We start from the raw sequence: 25,282 nt of genomic DNA on the forward strand, positions 1-25,282 counted from the left end.
CCAGCTGTACGAAAGATGCGAAGGCGTGGCCGTTCGGGCAACGATGACTGCCCGAACGTGCATCTGATCGGGCAGGATTCTCAGCTGGTGAGGACTGCATGCATGTCCGGGTCGAGCACAGTACTCAGTTCCTCCCACGGCACGGTGAGTTCCACAAGATCGGAGTAGGTCGGTGCGACGGATCCCTCGGCGAAGTAGATCCGCATCCCGTCGGGGGTCGCAAGCCAGCGAGAGAACAATGCCGGGTCGGCGCTGACGGCATTCAGGTCGAACGAGGCGCCCGCGTCGGTGCTCGGGCCGAGTTCGCGGGAGACGGCAACAAGACGATCGAGGCCGTCAGCGGTGTCGGTGAAAATCTCGTCGAGCGTGAGTACGTCACCGGAGTCGATGCCGACCACGACGGTGTCTGCGAAGTCCTCTGCGGACTCCTCGTATTCGGCTGTCACCAGTAGCACGCCACTAGTGACGCGTTCGCCGATATGGGCGACCTCGCCGTCCGAGCCGGTCAATCGACCACCTGCCCGTACCTCCGCGATGCGGTCGTCCAGAGCGGCGCGCATCGCTGCATTGAAGGTATCGGTGACGGCGGGGTCGCCCCCGGTGATCTGGGGGAGGACGACATCGACAGGTACGGGATTCGGCGTGACGACTTCGGTCGAGGCGTCGGTGTAGGGCTCCGGGGTGGCGGTGCCGGAGCCACCTCCGCCGCCTCCGCCAGCGCCACCTCCGCCTGCGCCGCCGTTCCCGTACGGTCCCGGTACGGTGCTGGGCTCCGGTGCTGGTGCGGAGTCGGGCGCTCCGCCTCCCTCAGGTGGGTGGTCGGGGCCACCCGTCGCTGCGCTGGAGTCGGCTTCACCCGGCGGTGCGTTCGCGGCGATGGACGTGTCGGAGACTGCCGAAGGTGTAGTAGGGCCGGTAAGGAGACCGTGGCCGACGAAGATCACTGCCACCACGAGAGCGACCACACCGACCGCAGCGGTGAAGATCCGTCCGCCGTTCTCGAGCATGCCGGGATCCCATCTCTACAGGAAGATCAGAACTGCAGCGACGTCAGCCGCCATCCGTCGTCACCTCTGGTCGCAATCGCCCATGCGACGTGTTCGTTCTCGTCGATGAGCAGGTCGTTCGGTGTCGTTGCCGATTGTCTGATCGAGAGGACACGGTGGACGGTGTCGTCGCTGTCGGGGGGATGCTCGTCGGCGAGGAAGGCGGCGTCCGCGCGGACGGTCGCCTGGTCGCGTTTCCACTGCTCCCACTGTGATCCGGGTCCTGGTTGAGAGACGACGGTTTGGGACCCGAGTTCGGGACCGAGGTACGGTGCGGCCCGCTCCAGTGCGGCTGCTCCCGATTCGTCCTCTGCCGGCCTCCATGTGAACATCGTCTCCAGTGCGGTCTCGATGACGACGAGCGGATCCTCCCGGTCGATGTCCGGAGTGGCCGTTCCCTGGACACTCTCCCCGCATCCGGACGCGATGAGCACCACTGCGCACGACGCGAGCAGCGATCCGGAGCACTTCCCGAGGTTCATGTCACTCGCCGCCCCTCCGACTCGGGGTCGAAGTTCGAGACGGTCACGCCACTGTCGGTCGAGGCGTGCACCATCTTGCCGCCGCCAACCGCGATCCCGACGTGGGTGGGAATGTCGAACTCGTTCCACCCTGAGAAGACCAGGTCCCCGGGGTCGAGTTCGTTGACCGGAACGGGGTCGCCGATCTCCCACTGTTCCTGAGTCGAACGTGGCAACACGACCTTGCCGTCCGTTGCCTGCGCCACCGCATGCCGGGTGAGGCCGGGACTGTCGATACCACCCCTGGTCGGGCCGTCGATGTTGCCGCCGCCCCAGACCCACGATGTCCCCTCGAGGGTCCGGGCCACCTCGACGATCCGGTCGCCGACATCGGGCTGCGGCGCCTCGGTCGGCGGCGGTGGGATCGTCCCCGTCGCCCAGGGCGCGGCCGCGAACGCCTTGGCGCGCTCGAGGATCTTCTTCACGTAGGGCTGTGTCTGGGTGGTGTACTCCCCACCGAAGGGCATGCCTCCCGCCTCCAGCACCGCACCGAATCCGGCGTTGTAGGCGGCGAGCGCCAGGGCCACCGGATCGCCGACCACACGGCCCGTGGAGATGGCGTCGGCGCTTGATCGGTGGTTTTCGCACATCAGCGCGCCCTGGGCCATCACAGCGTCAGCGATGCTGTTGACGTCCGGGGGAGGTCCGCTGCCGTCGTAGTCCTTGCCCCAGGTCGTCCACGTGGCAGGCATGAACTGTGCTGGGCCGCGGGCTCCCGTCGACGAGACGGGGGCCGACGGGCCGTGCCGGAATCCGTTCTCCGCCTCCAGTTGCGCCGCCAGGAGCGGTGCGGTAATACCCGAACACATCACGCCGGCCTTCAGCAGCCACGGTACGAACTCGGGCGGGACGAGTCCGGGGGTGAGAACACCGACGGAGCAGTCGGTGGTGGCGGCCACCAGTTCCACCACGGAGGAACCCGACGATGCGCCCTCGTCGAGCAGGGGAGCGGGGTCGACGGCTCGACCGTTGAAGCGCCCGCCCTCCCACAGTTCGAAGTGCAGGTGCGGTCCGCTGGATTGGCCGTTGGATCCGATGTCGGCGATGTGCTGCCCGGTCCTCACCGGATCACCGGTGCGCACCAGCACGCCGTCGGGGTACATGTGCCCGTAGACGGTGGAGACGACCCCGGTACGTGTCGGTGTGTCGATCACGATCCATTGCCCGAAGCCACTGGCAGGCCCGGCCGCCGAGACGGTGCCGTCGAGAGCTGCGTAGATGTCGGTTCCGGCATCCCCGGCCATGTCGACGCCCTGGTGGAAACCCCCACTTCGGGCACCAAACGGGGACGAGACGACGAACGTGCCGTCCGCGACCGGTTTCCGGTTCATGGGGCACGGGACACCCGCCCCGGTGTCGGCGAACGCCGGTCCCGGTTGACCCAATGCAACTGTCAGGACGACCACGAGCAGGCCCGCGAGCCGTCCGAGTGCACGACGCATTCTCATGGCATGGATCCCGCCGGCATTTTGTGGACTCGATCGCATCCGTTGTACGGCTTCAACTATCACCAGACCTGTTCTACAACGGCAGGGTTGCCGGCCGGTTCGGCCCTTTCGTCGAGGATCCGTGCCCCCGCTGTCCGGTATGCCTGCTCGAACGTTCCGACTGCCGTTCCCGATCGGGCATTCTGTTGCTTGCCAGCGCTCTTCGACCATGGAGCGTGCGACGATCGACTCCCAGGAGGGTTGATGAGATCGCTGCGCTTCCTCTCGGCATTCGTAGCGCTGATCGCAGCGCTGGGGTTCGTCGTGGCGTGCGGAGGCGGAGAACCGGATCCGCAGTCGGCATGGACGGGGACCGACGAAGACTCACTTCCGGACGGAGCCCGAGACGCCATCGAAGGTGCCCTCGAAACCATGTTCACGTGGTATCCGACGACGGACGCCTCGACACGCGACGCCTACGAGCGGGCATCGAAGTATCTGACTCCCGAGCTCGCGGCAGCGAATCACTCCAGTGAACGCGGAACCAGCGTGTGGTGGGACGAATGGAAAGCCGCGGATGCTTCGGTGATCGCCGATGCCCTGGTGATCTTCGGAGAGCACCCGAAGGACTCCGAAAACGCCGTCGAGCGTGCGGTGATGCTGAACCAGAAGGTGACGGCGTCGGACGGGGCGGTTCTCGAGGAGAGCGACATGCGCGTGGACCGTGTCGCTGCTGTCAAACAAGGGAACGACTGGCGCGTCAGCCTCATCTCCTTCTTCCCAGAAATTCCGACCCAGGCGCCACCACCGCCGGAATGCGCTGAGGGAGAGCAGCGTCTGCAGCACCCGACCGGCCCATGCGTCCCGATTCCGCAGGTACCGCCGGGGTCGGGGACTCAGCCTCACAAGCCGGGAAGCCCCGGACCAAGCCCCGGACCGGGAACACCGAATCCCGGAACTACAGGAACCACGTGCCCGGATGGAACTACGGTGCAGGCGGGGCAGACCTGTCCGCCGATTGTGGATCCTCCGGAGCCGTGTCCGGATGGTAGTCCTCGGTTGCCGGATGGGACGTGTTACGAGCCTCCGGAGCCGTGTCCGGATGGTAGTCCTCGGTTGCCGGATGGGACGTGTTACGAGCCTCCGGAGCCGTGTCCGGATGGTAGTCCTCGGTTGCCGGATGGGACGTGTTACGAGCCTCCGGAGCCGTGTCCGGATGGTAGTCCTCGGTTGCCGGATGGGACGTGTTACGAGCCTCCTGACTGCCCTCCGGGAAGCTATCCCCTAGCGGACGGAACATGTTACGAGCCTCCCGACTGCCCGCTGGGAAGCATTCCCTTGCCTGATGGGACCTGCTATACGCCCGAGGACGATGATTCCTCCTATATTTGTCCCCCTGGAACGATTGATCGGGAACGCTGTAGACGGCCTAAGCCAGACCGAAGGCGGACCAGGTCGAAGATGATCGCCGCAGATCGATGTGTGTAGGGGGACGGGTAGGTCGAGTAAGAAGCCGGCTGACATGGACGATTCAGGACGGATCTCGAACGCGGATGTCGCACCCATCTGCGGCAACTGCGGCACCGTCAACGCGGCGAATGCCGAATTCTGTGTTCGCTGCGGACGGTTCGTCGGGTTCGAGTCGGGATCGGGCACCCATGAGGGGCGCACACTTACGTCCCAGATCCCGGTGGTGACGTCCTGGAGTCCACCGGATCGGGCTACCGGTTCGGACGTTCGAAGTGCTGCCCCCTCCGCCCCGAGCCGGAGCTCCGCCGGCGGTCACGGTGAGGCGCGTCCTCCCCGCGTCGAGATCGTCACTCCGGAGCTGACGATCGATCCGGAAGGGGGTGGCACGTTCGATCTGCGGGTGCACAACACCTCCACGATCGTCGATCGCTTCCGGGCGGTGCCGCTCGATGCTCCGGGCTGGTTGAAGCTGACGCATCCCGCGATCGCCCTCTATCCCGACGAGGAGAAGCCGGCCACGATCAGCGTCGTGATCGATGCACCCAGATGGCCTGCCGCTCAGAGATTCACGCTGCCGATCCGAGTACATTCGGACGAGGATCCTGACGCCGCCATCGACGTCGCTCTGGCGTTGACGGTGCCACCGATCGGCGACCCCGCTCAGCTCCACGTCGAACCGGAGCGGGTCAGGCTCCGGGACGGGACATCGGCGAAGGTCGAGCTGAAGGTCGACAATCGAAGCAGCAACTATCCTCAACGTTTCGAGTTGAGCGGTTCGGACGCCGAGGATCTCCTCGAATTCGAGTTCTCCGCCGACGTCATCGAAGTTCCTCCGGGGGAGACGGTTCCGATCGGACTCGCCGTCCTCGTGCCACCACCGGAGGCCGGTTCGGCACGGTCGTATCGCGCCACGATCCGCGGTGCGAACGATCAGGCCGAGATCGAGACGCATCTGACGATCGAACAAGAGGTGTCGGCACTGCAGCTGCGGCTCGAACCGAGCACCCTCAAGGCCGCCGACGCGCCCTACGGGCAGGGATGGCTGATCATCGACAACCGCAAAGGTAGCGTCGACCGACATGTCCGGCTCTCCGGTCGAGACCCGGAAGGATCGGTCCGGGTTTTGTTCTATGTAGCAAAGATCGATGTCCGCGCCGGATCCGAGAGCCGGGTCGGCATCCGCGCCCAACTCGTTGCTCCCCGGAAGGAAGCCGAAACCAGCAAACCCTTCACGGTCGTCGCGACCGACGGCACCAGTGAGGCAACCGTAGACGGAACCCTGATACACACGACCTCGCCGAATCCGATCGCCACAGCCGAAATCCGACTCGAACCCGAGCAGATCACGGTCAAGGACCGCACACACGGTCGCTGCCGTGTAGCGGTGGACAACACCCGTGGATCGCAACCACTGAAAGTGCGGCTGAACGGTTCCGATCCGGAACGCGCCGTCGGATTCGAATTCGAGGCGTGGGCACTCGAAGTGCCGCCGGGCGAGGTGTCGCGGGTCGCGATGACGGTCTCCGCTCCACCACCGCCGGGCGGAGAGACGGTCTCCCGGGAGATCCGGGTCGTGGCAAGCAACGAGGACGGTTCCGTCAAGACCCAGGGCGCCTTCGTGCAGACAGCGTCCCCGGCGCCGATCACCCTCGCTCGGATACGGCTCGAGCCGGAACAGTTCACCGTGCACAATAGTTCGCGTGGACAGCTGCGTGTCGTGGTCGACAACAGGAGTAGGGCCTTGCCTCTCCGGGCGCGACTGGTGGGCCGCGACCCCGAAAACGCCGTCCAGTTCTCCTTCGACCCGCCGACGTTGAACATTCCCCCGGGGCAAGCCGGTTGGGCGAAGGTCACCGTCCGGGCGCCGCGTCCGCGAATGGGGCATGCCAAGGTCCGAAACCTCGAGGTGGGTGCCGAGGACGGCGGAATCGTCGTGGATGCCGGCGCCGTGCTCACCCAGACCTCGGACGACCTGCTTCCGCTGATCCGGATCGCCGCGACCCTCCTCGGAGGCCTGATCGCGCTGATCGGCGCGTTTCTCCCGTGGACGGGTGATGCACAGCAGGTTCCGCTGCTGACCGTGCGGCGGTTCCCCGGTATCGGCGACATCATGAGCGTCGCTACCGGAGACGACTACACCTACGTGACTCAACCCATCGCTCGGGCGGTCGTGATCGTGCTCATCGCGCTCATGCTGATCGGCATCCTGCGTCCGAAGGGTGGCATGACCATCATTGCCGGCCTCGCTGCCATCGCTGTCACGATCGGATTCGCGGTCTACGCGGATGCGCAGTTCTCTGCGGCGCCCGGAGGAACCGGTTTGCCGCTCGTGGTGGTGGGGTGCCTCCTCGGATGCGTCGGCGGATTGTGCATCCGAAGTAGCGAATCGTGACGATCGGATCACCCGGCGGCGACGGATTCCGGCACGAGTCGGCCGAGCTTGCGGTATTCCTGACGCACCGCGGGTATGACATGTTCCATGCCGATCGCGCTGTTGCTCGCCGCCGCCAGGTAGGCGGCGGTGATGGCTGCGGAACGAATGTTGCCGCCCGACAACGTGAACGATCGGGCCAAGTAGTCCATATCGAGATCGTCGCTGCACGGTACCGGTGAGTCGAAACAATGCCGCCACAACGCCCGCCGTGCGTCCTCGTCGGGCGTCGGAAAGTCCACGATGGCGTCGAGCCGGCGGACGAATGCCTCGTCGAGGTTGGCGCGCAGATTGGTTGCGAGAACGGCGAGTCCGTCGAAGTTCTCCATGCGTTGCAGCAGATAAGCACTCTCGATGTTCGCGTAGCGATCGTGCGCGTCGCGTACTTCGCTCCTCTTGCCGAAGACGGCATCGGCCTCGTCGAACAGCAGCACGGCATTGACGCCACTCGCTTCCGCGAAGATGCGTTCGAGGTTCTTCTCCGTTTCGCCGACATACTTGTCCACCACCGCGGCCAGGTCCACCGAGTACAGGTCGAGACCGAGATCCCCGGCTATGACCTCGGCGGCCATGGTCTTGCCGGTGCCCGATTCACCTGCGAGGAGGGCGGTGACTCCACGCCCTCGTCCGCCACCGGGCCGCATCCGCCAGTCGGTGAGGACTCGTTCCCGATAGCGAGCACGAGCGGTGAGCTCGTGCAACTGGTCGACGACGCGGTGGGGGAGTACGAGATCATCCCAGCCGACCGAGGGTTCGATGCGCCGGGCGAGTCGCTCCAGCCCAGCCGCGTTCTGCGCCCGCGCTCCCTGGCACAGGTCTCGTCCGGTGAGGGTGCTGCCGGTCAGGCTCGCCGATATACGCGCCGAACGAACCGCACGTTCGATCTGTGCCGGACCCAGCACGAACTGGTTCGCGACCTCGGTGAGGGAGCCGTCGACGACGCTGTCCCCGGCTGCGACGGCCCAGAGGTGTGCTCGGTCCTCCGTCGACAGGCGCTCCGCATCGACCTGGAGCGGCACGCTGTCCGACCAGCGCGGATCCCAGGTGACGGTTCCGATCGCAACGACGGGTGCTGTCAGTTCGCACAACGCCCGGATGATCGCCGTGTCTGTGGCCAGCGCGTCCATGGGTGTCACGACTATCCCGGCTCCGCGTAGCATCGCTTCTCGGCCCAGCCCAACCACCGCGCGGGCCGGGTCGGGGTGCTCGAGCAGCCGGTTGGCGTCCACACACAGGGCGGAGCGACCTGCTGCCTCCAGGGCTGCAACGGCAACAGCAGGAGCGCCGGACCCGATGGACTCCCGGATGTAGGTGCAGTGCTGGCCTGTTCGTATCGTCCGCGCGATCCGGCCGGACACGGGAGACTCGAAATGCCCTGCATCGAAAGGCAGATCGGCGATCTCCGGGTCGCAGCGATCGTCGCCGAGCAGATGCTGGGTCACATGATCCGGAACTCGCAGGCCCCGGGTGAGAAACGGGCGCTCCTCGTCCTCCACCAGTACGAGGCCGGTTTCGATCAGCGGCGCCCCTGCCGCCAATCGTGCGCGGTGCTCGGCCGTCACGGGGGACAGCTCGAGTAGTTCGAGGACCAGGCCGATCGTCGCCCTCCGCCGCGTGACGTCGTCGTTGAGGTAGCCGTAGAGACGTTCGAACCGCGAATTCAAGTCCGGCAGCATGCACATCAGCAACGCGTCGACATCGATGTCGGACAGCCCGGCGGACCGGGCAAGCCGACGCAGCCGCAGGTCGCCGCCCGCCGCTTCTGCCGCGTCGGCCCGGCGATCCAGTGCGATGCGAGCCACGCGGTCGGACTCCGGCGGGGGTGGAACCACGTCGAGCAACGCCACTGCGGATTCGTCGCTCAGATACAGGCCTCGGAAGGGGTCGTCGGGGGTGGGATCGTAACTGCGCCGATGGGTCACGACCATGCGGACGCGTGCCTCGATCAGGGCGCACCGGTCGAGCAGATCCCGCAGGTTGGCGTCCGAGTTCATTCGTTGCGTCCCTGCTTGCGGCGAGCCTTGCGCATGGTGATCGACGGACTCTCGCCGTCCGCCGGAGGTGCGTCCTCCGGCAAGGTCTCGAGGCCGGATGGGACGGGATCGGAGCCGTCCGGCGCCGGCGCGCGTCTGCGCTTCTGCTCACCAGAAACCGAGCCGTGTTTCCCTTCGGTGGACAGGCGCGGAGTGCGAAGGGCAGGTGGAGCGGCCGGGTGCACGCGACCGGTAGGGGTGGGCATACTGACGACGAGGTCGAGGGACGGTTTGAGTTCACCGCCGAGCGCTGTCCAGACGTCCGCGAACGATCGGTCCTCGGGCGGTGGCAGCGCGACGGCGACCGGGACGGGCAGGCCGAGGTCGGCCAGCGAACCGGACAACAGACTGCCCGGCAGTGCGTCGTGACGCAGAAAGCACGTCAGCAACCTGCCGAGGAGATGATGTTCGTCCTCGGGGCGTTGAGTCCATGCGGCCACGAGATAGGAGAGCTTGAAGTAGCGCGGAGGTAGATGCCTGGCGCGAACGAGCCCGTTGTCGTACTCGTTCACGAGGCCGCGTTGGCGCCGGCGTAGGTCTTCCCTGATGTCGTACAGGTAGACGTCGATTGTCGGACCGGTGCGGCGGGCCGCCCAATCCTTCGTTGGTGCGTCGAAGACGACGTCGACCTCTGCGTCATCGATCGCCTCGTGCTCGATCAGCTGGCGGAGAGCTGCATCGACATCGGATATCACGGCGACCACCGGCCTCAGATCAGTCCCTCGCGGACGGCATATGCCACGGCGTGCGATCTGTTGCGGAGCTGCAGCCGGGTGGTGATGTCGTGCAGGACGTTCTTGACCGTGCGCTGGCTGTAGCAGAGCTTCTGCGCGATCTCAGAGGTGTCGTGTCCGTCGGCCACCAGACGCAGAACCTGGACCTCGCGTTCGGAGAGTCCCGAGAATCGCAATCCGCGCGGCGTCAGTACCTGTCGCTGCAGGGCACCGACCTGGCCGAGCAGGCGGCCGAGAAGGTCAGGAGGAACGACCCCGTCCCCGGCGATGACGCGCTGGACGGTGCGGACCAGCAGGTCGGGTGTCGCGTCACTACGGCGGAGCAGGCCGCTGATACCGCCCTCTGCCGCGGCGACGAGCGTGGAGTCGTCGATGACACGCAGGACGAGGATCACTCGCGGCGAGAAGCCGCGCTGGAGGGCGTGGAGGGTCCGCATGGCGGCGTCGTCGAGAACGTCAGCGGCGAGGATGGCGACCTCCGCGGATTCCGGATCGGTGTCGACGACGGCCACCTCGCTCCGCATGCGCAGCTGACTGACTACTCCGGCCCGGAGTATCGAGTCGTCGGCGTATACGTAAACAGGCACTCGGGGTTGCATCTCTTGCTCCCGGGGGAGGTGTGAATGGGCAACAACAAGTGTCCGGACGGCGCTCAACAACGGCTCAACGGGCGAATCGGAACGCTCAACACGGTGGACGGTAGGTCCATTGCCGGGGCCGAACGAGATCCCCAGGAATCGCTTCGGAGGTCGAATTACCCGTGGGGTGGCTCGAAGGGGAACGAATTGCGGTCACCGCCGGTGCAGTGCGTAGGGTCACCGGCACACTATGTGCGGCAGATGCGGATCTACAGCGGGTCGAAGCTGATGTTCTGCCGCGGGGTGCCGCCGGCGGACAGCGCGTAGAGCGTCGTGCGGATCATCGACGGGGACCCGGCGATCTGGATCTGCCGATCGGCCCAGGAGCCGAACTGTGAGACCACCTTTCCCAGCTTGCCGTGCAGGGTCCGGTGCAGGCCCGGCGGCGGATCTTCCACGGGAACCGGGTGCCACCACGGGTTCTCGGTCTCCTCCACGACGGGCACGACCGTGAGCCACGGATTGGTGGTGGCCAGCTGCCACAGCGTCTGCAGGTCGTAGAGGTCGCAGGGGTACTTGCCGCCGAAGAACAGGTGCACGCGCGGGTTGTCGCCCCGCATGCCCATCTCCATCAGTTGCGCCCGCAGCGGCGCGAGGCCTGTGCCGGAGGCGATCATCAGCACGTCCTCACCGCTGTCGCGGTCGACGTGCAGGCCGCCGAGCGGCGGCCCGATCACCCAGCGGTCCCCGACGGAGGTGTCGCCGACCAGTGCCGGGCTGACCCAGCCGCCGGACACGCGACGGACGTGGAACTCGATCTGGCCGTACGGGTTCGGGGGGATTGCCGCCGACAGGTACCGCCACATGTGCGGCCGCTGCGGGATCTGCACGCTCATGTACTGCCCGGCGTGGTACGGGATGGGCGAGTCCGTCTCGAGCCGGATGATCGCCAGGTCGGGCAGCACCCGTTCGTGGCCGACGACGGTGGCGCCCCACGCGGCGGGCAGGTCGTCCTCGGCGGCGGCGGCGGCCATGGTGTCGACGACGTGGGTGATGACCCCGGACCACGTGCGGTCGAGGGCGTCGGTCCACAGGATGGGCGGGGTGCACTCGCGCACGGCGGTGTGCAGGGCCCGGCCGGCGGCATGGAAGTGGTCGGGCCGGACGCCGTACTTGCGGTGGTCGCGGCCGAGCTGGGTGAGGAAGGCGGTGACGGTGTCGGGGTCGCCGAGCCGGTTGATCGCCCAGCCGACGGCGGTCGCGAACCGCTGCCGCATCGTCTCCATTCCCGCGGGGAACAGCTCGCGGATGCCGACGGTGTCGCTCCACAGGGCGGTGTAGAAGGCCGTGGCGAAGCGCTCGGCGCCGCCGGGGGTCGCGACGATCGACGCGAAGCTGAGCTGGACACGGGCGACGGCGAAGGCCTCCACGCACCCTCCCGCTCGCCGTCTCTGCTGGTCGGCCGCCACTGTAGTCCCGCGGCGGTGTTTCGGCCACAATCGACGTCGAGCGGCTCGATGACCCCCGCGATGTGCCGCAGGTCACACGACTCGATAAAGTTGAGCGGAACAAACTCAACTTTGGGGCCGTTGAAGCATGCGAACGCCCGCGGCGGGAGGCTGGCGGGTGCAGAATTGATACCGGCTCGCTAAATGAAGGGAAGGGGTTCGCAGTGGACTCGTTCAATCCCACCACCAAGACCCAGGCGGCGATGACGGCTGCCATGCAGTCCGCGTCCGCTGCGGGCAATCCGGAGATCCGTCCGGCCCACCTGCTCGTCGCGCTGCTCGACCAGACCGACGGCATCGCCGCGCCGCTGCTCAAGGCCGTCGGCGTGGACCCGACCGTCGTGCACCGGGAGGCGCAGACACTCGTCGACCGGCTGCCCAGCGCCACCGGCGCCACCACCACGCCGCAACTCGGCCGGGAGGCCGTCGCCGCCCTGACCGCCGCGCAGCACCTCGCCACCGAACTCGACGACGAGTACGTCTCGACCGAGCACGTGCTCGTCGGCCTGGCCGGCGGCGATTCCGACGTCGCCAAGCTCCTCGTCGGGCACGGCGCCACCCCCGCCGCGCTGCGCGACGCGTTCACCACAGTCCGCGGCAGCGCCCGCGTGACCAGCCCGGACCCCGAGGGCACCTACCAGGCGCTCGAGAAGTACTCGACCGACCTCACCGCCCGCGCCCGGGAGGGCAAGCTCGACCCGGTCATCGGCCGCGACAACGAGATCCGCCGCGTCGTCCAGGTGCTGAGCCGGCGCACCAAGAACAACCCCGTGCTCATCGGCGAGCCCGGCGTCGGCAAGACCGCCATCGTCGAGGGCCTCGCCCAGCGCATCGTCGCCGGCGACGTCCCCGAGTCGCTGCGCGGCAAGACCGTCATCGCGCTCGACCTCGGGTCGATGGTCGCCGGCGCCAAGTACCGCGGCGAGTTCGAGGAACGCCTCAAGGCCGTGCTCGACGAGATCAAGGAATCGGCCGGGCAGATCATCACCTTCATCGACGAGCTGCACACCATCGTCGGCGCCGGCGCGACCGGCGAATCGGCGATGGACGCCGGCAACATGATCAAGCCCATGCTCGCCCGCGGCGAGCTGCGCCTCGTCGGCGCCACCACCCTCGACGAGTACCGCAAGTACATCGAGAAGGACGCCGCCCTCGAACGCCGCTTCCAGCAGGTTCTCGTCGGCGAGCCGAGCGTGGAGGACACCGTCGGCATCCTGCGCGGGCTCAAGGAGCGCTACGAGGTGCACCACGGCGTGCGCATCACCGACTCCGCGCTCGTCGCCGCCGCCACCCTCTCCGACCGGTACATCACCTCCCGGTTCCTGCCGGACAAGGCCATCGACCTCGTCGACGAGGCCGCGTCCCGGCTGCGCATGGAGATCGACTCGCGCCCCGAGGAGATCGACTCGGTCGAGCGCATCGTCCGTCGCCTCGAGATCGAGGAGATGGCGCTGCAGAAGGAGACCGACGAGGCCTCCAAGGACCGGCTCGAGAAGCTGCGCGCCGAACTCGCCGACGAACGCGAGAAGCTGAACCAGCTCACCACCCGCTGGCAGAACGAAAAGACCGCCATCGATTCGGTGCGGGGGATCAAGGAGCAGCTCGAGGCGCTGCGCGGCGAGGAGGAACGCGCCGAACGCGACGGTGACCTCGGCAAGGCCGCGGAGCTGCGCTACGGCCGCATCCCGCAGCTGGAGAAGGAACTGGAGAAGGCCGCCGCCGCGTCCGGAGCCGCCTCCGACGGCGACGTCATGCTCAAGGAGGAGGTCGGCCCGGACGACGTCGCCGACGTCGTCGCCGCCTGGACCGGCATCCCCGCCGGCCGCATGATGGAGGGCGAGACCGCCAAGCTGCTGCGCATGGAGTCCGAGCTCGGCAAGCGGGTCGTCGGCCAGGACGAGGCCGTACAGGCCGTGTCGGACGCGGTGCGCCGCTCCCGGGCGGGCGTCGCCGACCCGAACCGGCCCACCGGCTCGTTCCTGTTCCTCGGCCCCACCGGCGTCGGCAAGACCGAGCTGGCGAAGGCGCTGGCGGACTTCCTGTTCGACGACGAACGCGCCATGGTGCGGATCGACATGTCCGAGTACAGCGAGAAGCACTCCGTCGCGCGGCTCGTCGGTGCCCCTCCGGGCTACGTCGGTTACGAGTCGGGTGGCCAGCTCACCGAGGCGGTGCGTCGCCGCCCCTACTCGGTGGTGCTGTTCGACGAGGTCGAAAAGGCCCACCCGGACGTGTTCGACACGCTGCTGCAGGTGCTCGACGACGGTCGGCTCACCGACGGGCAGGGCCGCACCGTCGACTTCCGCAACACGATCCTGATCCTCACCTCGAACCTCGGTGCGGGTGGCGACCGGGAGCACATCATGGCGGCGGTGCGGGCGGCGTTCAAGCCGGAGTTCATCAACCGGCTCGACGACGTGGTGATCTTCCACTCGCTGACCGAGGAGCAGCTCGAGCAGATCGTCGACATCCAGCTCGAGCAGCTGGCCGGGCGTCTGGCGGCCCGGCGGCTCGCCCTCGACGTGTCGTCCTCGGCCCGGTTCTGGCTCGCCGTGCGGGGCTACGACCCGCAGTACGGTGCGCGTCCGCTGCGCCGGCTCATCCAGCAGTCGATCGGCGACCAGCTCGCCAAGAAGCTGCTGGCCGGGGACATCAAGGACGGCGACACCGTCTCGGTGGGCGTCAGCGACGACGGCGACCACCTCGTGATAGGCGCCTGACGGCGCCGGTGCGTCCTTTGGGCTGCTGTGACAGCCCAAAGGACGCACCGGCGCGCAGCGCCTAACCTGGAGGGACCATGACGAACCCGCACGATCCGCGCACCCCCCAGGAGCGCGCCTACTCGCTCGACGAGGGGCGTGCGGACGACGCGCGCGCGACGGGCAGCGGCCGCACCGACCCGGACGCCGACGACACCCGTGTCCTGCACACCGCCGACCCGACCGAGGCGTACGGCCGTCCGCCCGCCAACCCCACCCTGGTCTACCCGGCGTACGACCCCCGGTTCGATCCGACGGGGGCGCCGCCCAACCCGACGCAGGCGTTCGAGCAGCCCGGCTCCTACGGGCCCCAGCCGCCGTACGCGCCGACCCAGCAGTACGCGCCGACCCAGCAGTACCCGCACACCCAGCAGTACGGGGCGGCGCCACCCACCCCGCCGCACACCGGCGAGTACCCGGCTCTCGACGCGAAGCCGCCCCGGCGGCGCCGTTGGGGCCTGATCCTGCTCGCCGCGGTGGCGCTGATCGTGCTGGCCGGCTTCGGCGGCTATCTGCTCAGCGGCGGCAGCGGCGACGACCCGCAGCAGCGCAGCGCGGCGGCCCCGACCACCACGACCACGGTGCCCCGGCCCGCGCCCACGACGCCCGCGCCCACCACCGACCCGGCCGTGCCCGGCCTGCCGTTCGAGCAGCTGCCCGGCGGGCTCGGCGACGTCATCGGCGCGGCCGGCACCGTCGTCGGCACGATCACCGCCAACGACGGCACCTCCCTCACGCTCAGCGGCATGGGCGGCTCGAGCGTCACCGTGCGGCTCACGCCCGAGACGCAGATCATGTCGCTCGCGGGCTCCGATCCGTCGGCGCTGCGGGTCGGCGACTCGGTCGTCGCGCAGGGCTCGCCGTTGCGGAACGGGGAGATGATCGCCGACACTGTGGTCAGCGCGTCCCTGCCGTCCTTCGGCGGTCCGGGCAACTAGAACGCGATAGGCTGACCCTCGATGACGGTTATGTGGTTCGGACTGGCGGCGATCGCACTCGCGGGTGCGCTGGTGCTGCTCTACATCGACCGCACGCGCCGCGAACAGTCTGGCCGCGTGCGCGAGATCTGGGCGCGCGCCCAGGGCTACAAGTACAGCGCCGCCGACGACACCCTGCCCGGGCACTGGCACCGGGCGGCCCTGGCCAAGCAGGAGTATCTCGGCGCGGTGGACGTGGTCCACGGCATCCGCCGCGGCGAGGAGTTCATCCTCTTCGACATCGAGGAGACCGCGACGATCGTCGCGGTGCGCCGCAAGGTCGGCTCCGACGTCGACATCGACCTGCGCCTGAAGTCGACGCCGCCGCCGAAGGACTCGGACATGAACCTGCTCGGCGCCATCGGTCCGCGCATCGTGTTCGCCACCGACCTCGAGATCGCCCGCCGCATCTGTGACCAGCGCATGGTCGCCTACACCGAGTCGATCCCGCCGCACGTGCAGATGCTGTGGAGCGAGGGCGAATGGACCCTCGGCTCGATCCCCGTGGGCAGCACCGGCCGGGAATGGGACTCGGCCATCGAGACCGTCGCCCGGCTCTCCGGGATCCTGCACGTGCTGCCCCCGATCGTGGAGCCGCAGGAACTCGACCGGGTCGCGCACGACCCCGGCCGCCCCTCCGCGCGGCGCTGAGCCCACCGCGTCACCGGAAGCGGCCGGCGCGCTGCGCTAGCTTTAGCCCATGACTTCCGCTGCCACCCGGCCCGTCGCCCTGATCACCGGCCCCACGTCCGGCATCGGCGCAGGCTTCGCGCGCGCGCTCGCCGGCAAGGGGTACGACCTCGTGCTCGTCGCCCGTCGCGAGGAGAGCCTGCGGTCCCTCGCCGACGAACTGACGTCGCGTTTCGGCACCACCTCGGAGATCCTCGCCGCAGACCTGGCCACCGAGGACGGCCGCGCCTCCGTCGCGCGGCGCCTCGCCGAGGGCGTGGAGATGCTCGTCAACAACGCCGGGTTCGGTACGTCCGGCGAATTCTGGACCGCCGACCCCGCTCTGCTGCAGTCGCAGCTCGACGTCAACGTCACCGCCGTGATGCAGCTGACCCGGGCCGCGCTGCCGCCGATGATCGCGGCAGGCAGGGGCAGCATCGTCAACGTCGCCAGCGTCGCCGGATTGCTCTCCGGGCGTGGTTCGACGTACTCGGCGAGCAAGGCCTACGTCGTCTCGTTCACCGAGGGACTGGCCGGCGGCCTCGCCGGCACCGGGGTGCGGGTGCAGGCGCTGTGCCCCGGCTTCGTGCACACCGAGTTCCACGAGCGGGCCGGGATCGAGATGAGCTCGATCCCGGAACTGATGTGGCTCGACGTGGACACGGTGGTGCGCACGTCCCTCGCCGACCTCGAGGCCGGCAAGGTGATCAGCATTCCGGGCCTGCAGTACAAGGTGCTCACGACGGTGGGCCGGCTCGTCCCGAAGAACCTGGTGCGCAGGGCGACCAACCTGGTCGGCCGCGGCCGGGGACGGACGTAGGCCCAGCGCAGGTAACGGTCCGGACACGGCGCGCCGACACGGCGCGTCGCGACTCGGGCGTCCCCTCGGCCCCGCGGTAGATTCCGCCCTGTGACGTCTGTGGCTCTTGTGATTGTCGTTGCGGTCGTGGTGGTACTGCTGTTGTGGACGCGCGCCGCCGTCCGCCGCCTCCGGGTGCTGAAGTTGCGCCACCGCGACAGCCTGCGCCTGCTGACCAACGAACTCGACGACCGCTACGACCAGGTGCCCGCCCTCGTCGCGGCCTCCGCCGGCGCCGGCATGGACCGCAGCCGGCTCAGCCCCGTCGTCGGAGCCCGCTCCCTGGCAATCGCCATGCGCGACCAGCGGCTGCCCCTGGGCGAGCGGGCCGCGGCCGAGAACACCCTGTCGGCGGCCCTGCACGACCTGATCGGCGTCCTCGACGGCGTCAACCACTGGCCGTTCATCCGCGTCGCCCGCGAGTTGCAGACCCGCGAGCAGCGCATCGCCGGGGCCGCCCGCGTCCACAACGACCTCGGCCGCGCCATCAACACCGCGACCATCACCTTCCCGGCCTCGGTGTTCGCGCGCCTCGCCGCGGTCGGACCCGTCCCGCTGTTCGAGGTCGCCGCCCCGCCCGCCCCCACCGCCGTGGCCCCGCCGGAGCCCGCCGCGACGGCTCCCGCCTCCGCCCCCGGACGCGACGCGCCGACCGGCGGATCGGACACCGTCGCGGCCTGACCGTCGGACCCCGACTAGGCTCGTCGTCGCCGGCGCTCTCGGGGCGCGGCGTGGAACGAGAGACGGTGAGGGGTTGCGATGAGTGATCGCGAGGAGTTGGCTGCGCTGGTTCGCGAACTGGCGGTGGTGCACGGCAAGGTGACCTTGTCGTCCGGCAAAGAGGCCGACTACTACGTGGATCTCCGCCGCGCCACCCTGCACCACCGGGCCGGCCCGCTGATCGGCAAGCTCATCCGGGAACTGGTCGCCGACTGGGACTTCGACGCCGTGGGCGGCCTCACCATGGGTGCCGATCCGGTGGCGCTCGCGGTCATGCACGCCGCCGGCCGCCCGATCGACGCGTTCGTCGTCCGCAAGGCCGCCAAGGCGCACGGCATGCAGCGGCAGATCGAGGGGCCCGACGTGCTCGGCAAGCGCGTCCTGGTAGTCGAGGACACGACCACCACGGGCAACTCTCCGCTCACCGCGGTCAAGGCCCTGCGCGACGCCGGCGCGACGGTCGTGGGTGTCGCCACCGTCGTCGACCGGGCCACCGGTGCCGGCGAGGTGATCGCCGCGGAGGGCGTCGAGTACCGCTACCTGCTGGGCCTGCAGGACCTGGGACTGCAGGACGCCTAGGTTTTCCGTGGCCGGGCGGGTGCGACGGACCGCGACGCGCCTCGCGGACGGCCGGGAACTGTTCTATTTCGACGACACCGAGCCGTACGTCGGTGGTGGCGCGGTGCGGGAGCGGCACGACACGCGGCGGCTACCGTCGGCCGGGGCCGCGTCCGAACTCCGCTTCGACCCGCTGACGGGGGAGTGGGTGGTCTCCGCGGCGCACCGCATGGACCGCACCTTCCTGCCGGACCCCGCGGACTGCCCGCTGTGCCCCACCCGTCCGGGCCGGGCCGCCACCGAGATCCCCGCCGACGACTACGACGTGGTGGTGTTCGAGAACCGCTTCCCGGCCCTCGGGCCGGGTGGCGCCGTCGCCGGTCCGGTGGACGGCGACCCGCTGTGGCCGCGACGACCCGCGACGGGCCGCTGCGAGGTGGTCGCGTTCACCGCCGACCACGACGCCCGGTTCGCCGACCTGAGCGTCGCGCGGGCCCGCACGGTGTTCGATGCGCTCGCCGACCGCACCGCCGAGCTCTCGGCCGCCCCCGACGTGCGGCAGGTGTTCTGCTTCGAGAACCGTGGTGCGGAAATCGGTGTGACGCTTCAACATCCGCACGGGCAGATCTATGCTTACCCGTTCCTGCCGGCGCGCTCGCAGGTGCTGGTGCAGCGGGCCCGCGCGCACCACGCCGCGACGGGCCGGCTGCTGCAACGCGACGTGCTCGAGGCCGAACGCCGGGCGGGCACGCGCATCGTGTGGTCCGGGCGGCGGTGGACCGCCTACGTGCCGGCCGCGGCGCGGTGGCCGATCGAGGTGCACCTCGCCCCGCATCGCGACGTGCCGGACCTCGCCGCCCTCGACGACGCCGAGCGCGACGAGCTGGCGGTGGCCTACCGGGAGTTGCTGCGCCGCGTGGACCTGTTCTTCGACGGCGTGGACCGCGTCCCCTACATCGCGGCCTGGCACCAGGCGCCGGTCGGCGACGAGCGACCGTACGGTCGTCTGTTCTGCCAGATCTTCTCGCTGCGCCGCGCCGCCGACAAGCTCAAGTACCTGGCCGGCTCGGAGTCCGCGATGGGTGTATGGATCAGCGACACCTCCGCCGAACGCATCGCGGCGCGACTGCAGGAGCTCGCCGGATGAAGGTGTGCGCGGCCGCGGCGGCCGAGTTCGCCCGGGAGTTCGGTGGGGTACCGGAGGGGGTGTGGTGCGCGCCGGGCCGGGTCAACCTGATCGGTGAGCACGTCGACTACGCCGGCGGGCTGTGCCTGCCCCTGGCGCTGCCGCAGGTTACGGCGGCGGCGGTGCGTCGCCGCGACGACGGGGCGGTGCGGCTCGTCAGCGAGGGCTTCGCCGGTGCGTCCTTTGGGCTGCTCCAGCCGCCCAAAGGACGCACCGGCGGCTGGGCCGCCTACGTCGCCGGGGTGATTCACACGCTCGACCCGCCCGGGTTCGCGGGCGTCGACGTCGCGATCGCCTCCGACGTGCCGGTGGGGGCGGGCCTGTCCAGCTCGGCGGCACTCGAGGCGGCCGTCGCCCTCGCCCTGGCCGAGCTGTACGGGCTGCCGGTCGACGATGCCGGCCGGGCCGCCCTCGCCGCCGCCTGCACGCGGGCCGAGAACGACTGTGTCGGCGCCCCCACCGGCGGCATGGACCAGCAGATCGCGCTGCGCGGCCGGGCCGGTCGTGCACTGCTGCTGGACTGCGCGACCGGAGCGGTCGAGCACATCCCGATCGACCTGGAATCGCACGGCCTGGCGCTGCTCGTCGTCGACACGGACGCGCCGCACCGCCTCGTCGACGGGCCGTACGGGCAGCGGCGCCGCGACGTCGAGGAGGCCGCGCGCCGGCTCGGCGTGACGAGTCTGCGCGAGGTCGACACCGTGGCTGCGCTCGACGCGCTGACCGATCCGGTGCTGCGGCGCCGGGCCGGGCACGTCGTCACGGAGATCGCCCGGGTGCGCGCCGCCGTCGCCGCGCTGCGGGACGACGCCCCGGACCGGCTCGGGCCGCTGCTCGACGCCGCGCACCGGTCGCTGCGCGACGACTTCGAGGTCAGCTCCGTCGAACTCGACAGCGCCGTCGACGCCGCCCGCGCCGCCGGGGCGCTCGGGGCCCGGATGGTCGGCGGCGGATTCGGCGGATCCGCGATCGCGCTGTGCCGGGCGACGGACGTCGCCGCGGTGGCGGAGGCCGTGACGGCGGCCGCCCGCGAGCGGGACCTGCCGCGGCCGAAGTTCCTGCGTGCGGTGGCGGCGGCGGGCGCCCGGCGCTGCTCCTGAGGGAAGGCGGCCGGGTGACGTCGTGCGGGTCGGTACGCTGCCGGCCATGGGATGGTTCAGCCGGGACAAGTGGAACGCCGAGCATGCGGTGTTCGCCGCGGCCGCGGCGGCGACGGTCGTGGGCGGGGTGCTCGGCAACGAGCGGTTGCAGCGGGTGGCCAAGCCGCTGATCGGCCCGTCGCTGGCGGTGCGGGTGCTGCGGCACGCCCCGCACACCGACCGGCTCGACACCGCCCTGTTGCTGCTCGGGCTGACCGGCGCGACCGTCGGCGACGTGTTCATGATCGACCCGGACGACGACGCCCGGCTGCTGCGCGGTGCGTCGTCGTTCGCCGTGATGCAGGCCTGCTACTCGGCCCTGCTGGTGCGTCGCGGTGCCCGTCCGACGCGGTCGGCGGCGGTGCCGCGGGCGGTCGCAGCGCTCGGGGCCGCCGGTCTGCTCGGCGCACGGTCCCCGGAGGTGGCGGCGCCGCTGACCGGGTACGGCGCCCTGCTGGGCACCACCGCGACCCTCGCCGCCGATCCGGCGCTCGCGCCCGGGGCCCGGCGGGTGGCCGGACTGCCGATCCCGAACGAGGACCGGCGCAGCTGGCTGGGCGCCGGCGGCCTGGTCTTCACCCTGTCCGACGGCACCATCGTCGTGCGGCGGGTGCTGCTGCGGTCGCAGCGGACCCGGGCCGCGGCAGAGGGATTCGTGCTCGCGACGTACGCCCTCGCGCAGTTGCTCCTCGTCGAGGGCAAGCTCGCCCTCGGCCGGGACGGCACTCGCGCGCGCCGGGGCTATCTGCGCGGGTAACGACGGGCGCGACAGGCACTTTCGTGCGTGCGTCCACTTTCGTGCGCACGTCGCCTACGGGCAGAGGACGATCCGGTCGCGGTCGCGGGGGTCGACCCGGATGCCGACGACCCGGCCGGGCTCGAACCGGGCGAGATCCTCGCGGGCAACCTCGTAGAGCACCCGTCCGTGGTACGGCTCGGAGCCCGGCACCGTCAGGTCGAGGTCCAGTTCGGTCAGCTCGCCGTTGTCGACGGTGTGGCCGAGTTGCCGGGCCGAGGTGATGGTGGCCCAGCCCTCGAGGCCGCGGCGGGCGAGGCGGCGGTCGGCGCGCGGCGGCCGCCCGGCGAGGATCATGGCGATGCCCAGCGCCGAGCCGTACGCGGCCAGCAGGAACATGATCTGGTAGGGGACGGTGCCCTCGGGGGAGTTGGCGACGAACAGGCCCAGCCACAGCGCCAGGACGACGATGTACCCGGCGGTGACGAATGCGACGGCACGAACGACTCGAACGTGGTTCATTGCTCCTCCGATGCCAGGATAGTCCGTGACCTGCGCCACGTCCGTCGTCGCTACGCTGCATCCATGAATTCACCCAGTGTGTTCGTCACCGGCGCCGCCTCGGGGATCGGCCGCGCCACCGCACTGCTCTTCGCCCGCCGCGGTTACCGGGTCGCGGCCGTCGACGTCGACGCGGCGGGCCTCGAGGTGCTCGCCGCGGAGCAGCCCGGCATCGTCACCGGCGTTCTCGACGTCACCGACGCGCCGGGCTGGGAGCGGGCGCTGAAGGGGTTCTGCACCGACGGCACCCTCGACCTGCTCGTCAACAACGCCGGCCTCCTGGCGTCGGGACCGTTCGAGACGACCGCGCTCGAACGGCACCGGCAGATGGTCGACGTCAACGTCACCGGCACGATCACGGGCTGCCACAGCGCGTTCGAGTACCTGCGCCGCACGCCCGGCGCCCAGGTGGTCAACCTCTGCTCGGCGTCGGCGCTCTACGGCCAGCCGGAGCTCGCGACCTACAGCGCCACCAAGTTCGCCGTGCGCGGGCTGACCGAGGCGCTCGATCTGGAATGGGCCCCGCACGGGGTCCGGGTGATCGCGTTGTGGCCGCTGTTCGTCGAGACGGCGATGACCCGGGACCTGAACGTCGGCGCCGCGCGGCGGCTGGGGATCCGGCTCACTGCCGACGACGTCGCCCGGGATCTCTACGACCTGACCCGCCCCGGGCGGCGGCCGTCGGGTGTGCACCACGCGGTGGGCTGGCAGGCCAAGGCGTTCGCCGCCCTCGCGCAGGTTACGCCCACCCGGCTCAATCGCCTGGTCAACCGGTGGGTGACCGGCAGCTGACGCGGTCTCGCTAGAGTGGCGGACGGATCAGCGACGGAAGGAGTCGGGTGAACGTGCGTCGGATGTCGTCGATCGGTGCGGCCGCGGTGGCGGTGCTGGCACTGGCCGGGTGCGGAGGGACCGCGGACGGCGTGGGGCAGCCGGCCGCCGCGTCGTCGGCGAGCGTGGCCGCCACGACCACCACCACGACCGCGGCACCCGCGCCGACGGCCCCCGGGACCACGACGGCCACCGGGACCACGACGACCACGCCGCCGGCACCGGCCCCCGACAGCGCGCCGACGACGCTGGCGGACGTGCAGTACGAGCGCAACGAGTCGTACTACTTCACCAGCCCCGACGGCGGGTTCCGCTGCGGCATCGTCAAACTCCCCTCGCGCACCGAGGCCGGCTGCGAGGGCGCCACCGATCCGGTCCCCCCGCGTCCCGAGAATTGTATGGTCAACTGGGGCAACGGTATTCGCGTACAGGACGCGGGCCCGGCGGAGTTCATGTGCTCGGGCGGCTCGGTCTACACCTCCGGCGGCGACGACCCGGTGCTGCCGAGCGGATCGCGGCTGAGCAAGCTCGGCTACACGTGCGAGACCACCGACGCCGACGTCACCTGCGCCAACGACGCCACCGGTCACGGCTTCACGATCGCCGCCGGCTCCAACACGACCTTCTGACCGTGCAACTCGACGACGCTCCCGGCCCCACCGAGTGGGGCGAGCACCCGCACGGGTGCGGCCCGTGGGCCGAGGAGTTCGGCACCGAACCGCCGCAGGATCCGCGCTACGATCCGGAGCTGCTCGCCCGCGGCGACCGCCGCAACGTCGTCGACGCCTACCGCTACTGGACGCGCGAGGCGATCGTCGCCGACATCGACACCCGCCGTCATCCGCTGCACGTGGCGATCGAGAACTTCGGGCACGACGCGAACATCGGCACGGTGGTGCGCACCGCCAACGCGTTCGCGGCGGCCGCCGTGCACATCGTCGGCCGCCGGCGCTGGAACCGTCGCGGGGCCATGGTGACCGACCGGTACCAGCATCTCGTGCACCACCCCGACGTCGACTCCCTGATCGACTGGGCAGCCGGACGGGGACTGACGATCGTCGCGGTGGACAACACACCCGGATCGGTGCCGCTCGAGACCGCGCAGCTGCCCCGCGCGTGCATGCTGCTGTTCGGCCAGGAAGGGCCCGGTGTCACGGCGCGGGCGCGGGAGGTCGCGGCGACGACCGTGTCCATCGCCCAGTTCGGCTCGACCCGCAGCATCAACGCCGGCGTCGCCGCCGGGATCGCGATGCACGCCTGGATCCGGCAGCACGCCGATCTCGACCGGGCCTGGTGAAGAAACGTTCGACGGGGAGCGGCCGATAGGGGAAAGCTGGTATCGGTAGCGACGGTGAGACGAGGTTGGCGACGACATGTCGGATGTGTGGGCCGAGCGGGCGGATCTCGCGGAGGCTGCAGTCATGTCGCGGCACGTGCGGCGGCTGTGGGCGCTGCCCGGCACCGCGCTCGGGGTCGTCGGCTGGCCGGCGGTGCGCCGCGAACGGCTCTTCCTCACCTGGCACTACTGGTGGCAGGCCCACCTGATCGATCTCGCGGTCGACGCCGCCGAGCGGGAGGCGACGCCGCGGCGCCGGCGCCGGGTGCTGCGGCTGACGCGCTCGCACCGGATCCGCAACCTCGCCGGCTGGACCAACAACTACTTCGACGACATGGCCTGGCTCGGCCTGGCGCTCGAGCGGGCGCAGCGGCACCTCTACGTCGACCGCCGCGACGCCATCGCCGTCCTCGAGAACGAGTTGTTCGCGGCGTGGGCGCCCGAGCGGGGCGGCGGCATCCCCTGGCGGCGCCGCGACGACTTCTACAACACCCCGGCCAACGGCCCGGCGGGCCTGCTGCTCGCCCGCACCGGAAAGCTGCTGCGGGCCCAGGAGATGGCGGACTGGATCCACGAGACGCTGCACGACGCGGAGACCGGCCTGATCTTCGACGGGATCCGGCGCGACCGGGTCGAGCGCGCCGTCTACACGTACTGCCAGGGCGTCGTGCTCGGCCTGGAGGCGGAGCTGGCGGTGCAGATGGGCGATCCGCGGCACCGGGAGCGGGTGCACGCCCTCGTCGAGGCCGTCGACAACCAGCTGACCGAACGGGGGGTGATCACCGGCGGCGGCGGTGGGGACGGTGGGTTGTTCAACGGCATCCTCGTCCGGTACCTGGCGATGGTCGCGACGACGCTGCCGGTGGTCGATCCCGAGGACGAACGGGCGCGCCGGGTCGCGGCGCGGATCGTGCTCGCGTCCGCGCAGGCCGCGTGGGCGAACCGCCTGCAGATCGAGGGGCTGCCCCTGTTCGGGCGGGACTGGTCCGTGCAGGCGCGGCTCCCGGGAACGGCCCCCGGGATCGCGCGCTTCTCCGGCGGCACGGTGCGCAGCTCGGGGGTGGCCGAGCGGGATCTGTCGGTGCAGCTGAGCGGGTGGATGCTGATGGAGTCGGCCTACGCCGTGGCCGCCGAGCGGGCGCCCGGGCCGAGCGCCGCGCGGCCCGACGGCACCCGTTTTGAAAACGGTTATCGATAACGGCT

At 70.0% G+C, this 25,282-nt stretch carries 22 protein-coding genes; 14 read left to right on the top strand and 8 right to left on the bottom strand.

Annotated elements, in window-relative coordinates:
- Positions 1-80: 80 nt before the first annotated feature.
- The 3 genes from JYA75_RS11035 to JYA75_RS11045 form a co-directional block, all read right to left on the bottom strand.
- Positions 81-953: an RsiV family protein gene (locus JYA75_RS11035; protein ID WP_185712963.1), complete on the bottom strand. Its 873-nt coding sequence runs from the start codon at positions 951-953 to the stop codon at positions 81-83.
- A gap of 80 nt (positions 954-1,033) precedes the next feature.
- The gene (locus JYA75_RS11040; RefSeq protein WP_203330022.1) at positions 1,034-1,528 is read right to left on the bottom strand and encodes a hypothetical protein; all 495 of its coding nucleotides are present in this window, start codon (positions 1,526-1,528) and stop codon (positions 1,034-1,036) included.
- Positions 1,525-3,015, bottom strand: a complete 1,491-nt coding sequence (locus JYA75_RS11045; protein WP_185712962.1) for a peptidoglycan DD-metalloendopeptidase family protein — start codon at positions 3,013-3,015, stop codon at positions 1,525-1,527. The genes JYA75_RS11040 and JYA75_RS11045 overlap by 4 nt, the downstream gene beginning before the upstream one ends.
- Positions 3,016-4,864: 1,849 nt before the next feature.
- On the opposite strand from JYA75_RS11045, the gene JYA75_RS11050 reads away from it, so the two are divergent.
- On the top strand, positions 4,865-6,856 hold the full coding sequence (locus JYA75_RS11050) for a hypothetical protein (protein WP_144415038.1): 1,992 nt from the start codon (positions 4,865-4,867) through the stop codon (positions 6,854-6,856).
- Between the two features lie 8 nt (positions 6,857-6,864).
- On the opposite strand, the gene JYA75_RS11055 is transcribed toward JYA75_RS11050, so the two are convergent.
- From JYA75_RS11055 to JYA75_RS11070, 4 genes are all read right to left on the bottom strand, one after another.
- Positions 6,865-8,889, bottom strand: a complete 2,025-nt coding sequence (locus JYA75_RS11055) for an ATP-binding protein (protein WP_203330023.1) — start codon at positions 8,887-8,889, stop codon at positions 6,865-6,867.
- A complete protein-coding gene (locus JYA75_RS11060) occupies positions 8,886-9,632 on the bottom strand; it encodes a DUF4255 domain-containing protein (protein WP_235431088.1) in 747 nt (248 codons plus the stop codon). Before JYA75_RS11060 ends, JYA75_RS11055 begins: the two co-directional genes overlap by 4 nt.
- 5 nt (positions 9,633-9,637) lie before the next feature.
- The gene (locus JYA75_RS11065; RefSeq protein WP_050035720.1) at positions 9,638-10,261 is read right to left on the bottom strand and encodes a response regulator transcription factor; all 624 of its coding nucleotides are present in this window, start codon (positions 10,259-10,261) and stop codon (positions 9,638-9,640) included.
- 248 nt (positions 10,262-10,509) lie between these two features.
- On the bottom strand, positions 10,510-11,670 hold the full coding sequence (locus tag JYA75_RS11070; RefSeq protein WP_050035719.1) for an FAD-binding oxidoreductase: 1,161 nt from the start codon (positions 11,668-11,670) through the stop codon (positions 10,510-10,512).
- 242 nt (positions 11,671-11,912) lie between these two features.
- Here JYA75_RS11070 and clpB point away from each other — a divergent pair, with 242 nt between their 5' ends.
- The 9 genes from clpB (at position 11,913) to JYA75_RS11115 (ending at position 21,372) form a co-directional block, all read left to right on the top strand.
- Entirely contained in the window at positions 11,913-14,468 is a 2,556-nt protein-coding gene (clpB, locus tag JYA75_RS11075) for an ATP-dependent chaperone ClpB (protein ID WP_050035718.1), read from the top strand.
- 77 nt (positions 14,469-14,545) lie between these two features.
- Positions 14,546-15,445 carry a DUF5666 domain-containing protein gene (locus JYA75_RS11080; protein ID WP_050035717.1) on the top strand — a complete coding sequence of 300 codons (900 nt, stop codon included), beginning with the start codon at positions 14,546-14,548 and terminating at the stop codon, positions 15,443-15,445.
- A 30-nt stretch (positions 15,446-15,475) separates the two neighbouring features.
- Positions 15,476-16,135: a hypothetical protein gene (locus JYA75_RS11085; RefSeq protein ID WP_006931240.1), complete on the top strand. Its 660-nt coding sequence runs from the start codon at positions 15,476-15,478 to the stop codon at positions 16,133-16,135.
- 49 nt (positions 16,136-16,184) lie between these two features.
- The gene (locus JYA75_RS11090) at positions 16,185-16,973 is read left to right on the top strand and encodes an SDR family oxidoreductase (protein ID WP_006931242.1); all 789 of its coding nucleotides are present in this window, start codon (positions 16,185-16,187) and stop codon (positions 16,971-16,973) included.
- 108 nt (positions 16,974-17,081) lie between these two features.
- The gene (locus JYA75_RS11095; RefSeq protein WP_082120270.1) at positions 17,082-17,693 is read left to right on the top strand and encodes a LemA family protein; all 612 of its coding nucleotides are present in this window, start codon (positions 17,082-17,084) and stop codon (positions 17,691-17,693) included.
- A 78-nt stretch (positions 17,694-17,771) separates the two neighbouring features.
- The gene (pyrE, locus tag JYA75_RS11100; protein ID WP_006945331.1) at positions 17,772-18,311 is read left to right on the top strand and encodes an orotate phosphoribosyltransferase; all 540 of its coding nucleotides are present in this window, start codon (positions 17,772-17,774) and stop codon (positions 18,309-18,311) included.
- 19 nt (positions 18,312-18,330) lie between these two features.
- Positions 18,331-19,437, top strand: coding sequence for a galactose-1-phosphate uridylyltransferase (gene galT / locus JYA75_RS11105; protein ID WP_050036416.1), 1,107 nt, complete (start codon positions 18,331-18,333; stop codon positions 19,435-19,437).
- Complete coding sequence (gene galK / locus JYA75_RS11110) at positions 19,434-20,576, top strand: galactokinase (RefSeq protein WP_050035714.1); 1,143 nt, start codon at positions 19,434-19,436, stop codon at positions 20,574-20,576. The genes galT and galK overlap by 4 nt, the downstream gene beginning before the upstream one ends.
- A 46-nt stretch (positions 20,577-20,622) precedes the next feature.
- Positions 20,623-21,372, top strand: a complete 750-nt coding sequence (locus JYA75_RS11115; RefSeq protein ID WP_043796727.1) for a lysoplasmalogenase — start codon at positions 20,623-20,625, stop codon at positions 21,370-21,372.
- A 54-nt stretch (positions 21,373-21,426) separates the two neighbouring features.
- Here JYA75_RS11115 and JYA75_RS11120 read toward each other — a convergent pair whose 3' ends face one another.
- Complete coding sequence (locus tag JYA75_RS11120) at positions 21,427-21,873, bottom strand: hypothetical protein (protein ID WP_006945336.1); 447 nt, start codon at positions 21,871-21,873, stop codon at positions 21,427-21,429.
- A gap of 63 nt (positions 21,874-21,936) precedes the next feature.
- On the opposite strand from JYA75_RS11120, the gene JYA75_RS11125 reads away from it, so the two are divergent.
- From JYA75_RS11125 to JYA75_RS11140, 4 genes are all read left to right on the top strand, one after another.
- Positions 21,937-22,704, top strand: a complete 768-nt coding sequence (locus JYA75_RS11125; RefSeq protein ID WP_050035713.1) for an SDR family oxidoreductase — start codon at positions 21,937-21,939, stop codon at positions 22,702-22,704.
- Between the two features lie 47 nt (positions 22,705-22,751).
- Positions 22,752-23,372 carry a hypothetical protein gene (locus JYA75_RS11130; protein ID WP_203330024.1) on the top strand — a complete coding sequence of 207 codons (621 nt, stop codon included), beginning with the start codon at positions 22,752-22,754 and terminating at the stop codon, positions 23,370-23,372.
- Positions 23,373-23,374: 2 nt separating this feature from the next.
- Positions 23,375-24,040, top strand: a complete 666-nt coding sequence (locus JYA75_RS11135) for a TrmH family RNA methyltransferase (protein ID WP_006945344.1) — start codon at positions 23,375-23,377, stop codon at positions 24,038-24,040.
- A 76-nt stretch (positions 24,041-24,116) separates the two neighbouring features.
- Positions 24,117-25,277 (top strand): glycoside hydrolase family 76 protein, encoded by a 1,161-nt coding sequence (locus tag JYA75_RS11140; RefSeq protein ID WP_203330025.1) that lies wholly within the window; start codon positions 24,117-24,119, stop codon positions 25,275-25,277.
- Positions 25,278-25,282 lie beyond the last annotated feature (5 nt).

It is taken from the genome of Rhodococcus sp. PSBB066, from assembly GCF_017068255.1.
Lineage (GTDB): Bacteria > Actinomycetota > Actinomycetes > Mycobacteriales > Mycobacteriaceae > Rhodococcus > Rhodococcus aetherivorans.

Coding starts and splice junctions, on each gene's coding strand:
- JYA75_RS11040 (WP_203330022.1), bottom strand. CDS start 1,528: ATGAACCTCGGGAAGTGCTCCGGATCGCTGCTCGCGTCGTGCGCAGTG.
- JYA75_RS11045 (WP_185712962.1), bottom strand. CDS start 3,015: ATGAGAATGCGTCGTGCACTCGGACGGCTCGCGGGCCTGCTCGTGGTC.
- JYA75_RS11055 (WP_203330023.1), bottom strand. CDS start 8,889: ATGAACTCGGACGCCAACCTGCGGGATCTGCTCGACCGGTGCGCCCTG.
- JYA75_RS11065 (WP_050035720.1), bottom strand. CDS start 10,261: ATGCAACCCCGAGTGCCTGTTTACGTATACGCCGACGACTCGATACTC.
- JYA75_RS11080 (WP_050035717.1), top strand. CDS start 14,546: ATGACGAACCCGCACGATCCGCGCACCCCCCAGGAGCGCGCCTACTCG.
- JYA75_RS11085 (WP_006931240.1), top strand. CDS start 15,476: ATGTGGTTCGGACTGGCGGCGATCGCACTCGCGGGTGCGCTGGTGCTG.
- JYA75_RS11090 (WP_006931242.1), top strand. CDS start 16,185: ATGACTTCCGCTGCCACCCGGCCCGTCGCCCTGATCACCGGCCCCACG.
- pyrE (WP_006945331.1), top strand. CDS start 17,772: ATGAGTGATCGCGAGGAGTTGGCTGCGCTGGTTCGCGAACTGGCGGTG.
- galK (WP_050035714.1), top strand. CDS start 19,434: ATGAAGGTGTGCGCGGCCGCGGCGGCCGAGTTCGCCCGGGAGTTCGGT.
- JYA75_RS11115 (WP_043796727.1), top strand. CDS start 20,623: ATGGGATGGTTCAGCCGGGACAAGTGGAACGCCGAGCATGCGGTGTTC.
- JYA75_RS11120 (WP_006945336.1), bottom strand. CDS start 21,873: ATGAACCACGTTCGAGTCGTTCGTGCCGTCGCATTCGTCACCGCCGGG.
- JYA75_RS11125 (WP_050035713.1), top strand. CDS start 21,937: ATGAATTCACCCAGTGTGTTCGTCACCGGCGCCGCCTCGGGGATCGGC.
- JYA75_RS11140 (WP_203330025.1), top strand. CDS start 24,117: ATGTCGGATGTGTGGGCCGAGCGGGCGGATCTCGCGGAGGCTGCAGTC.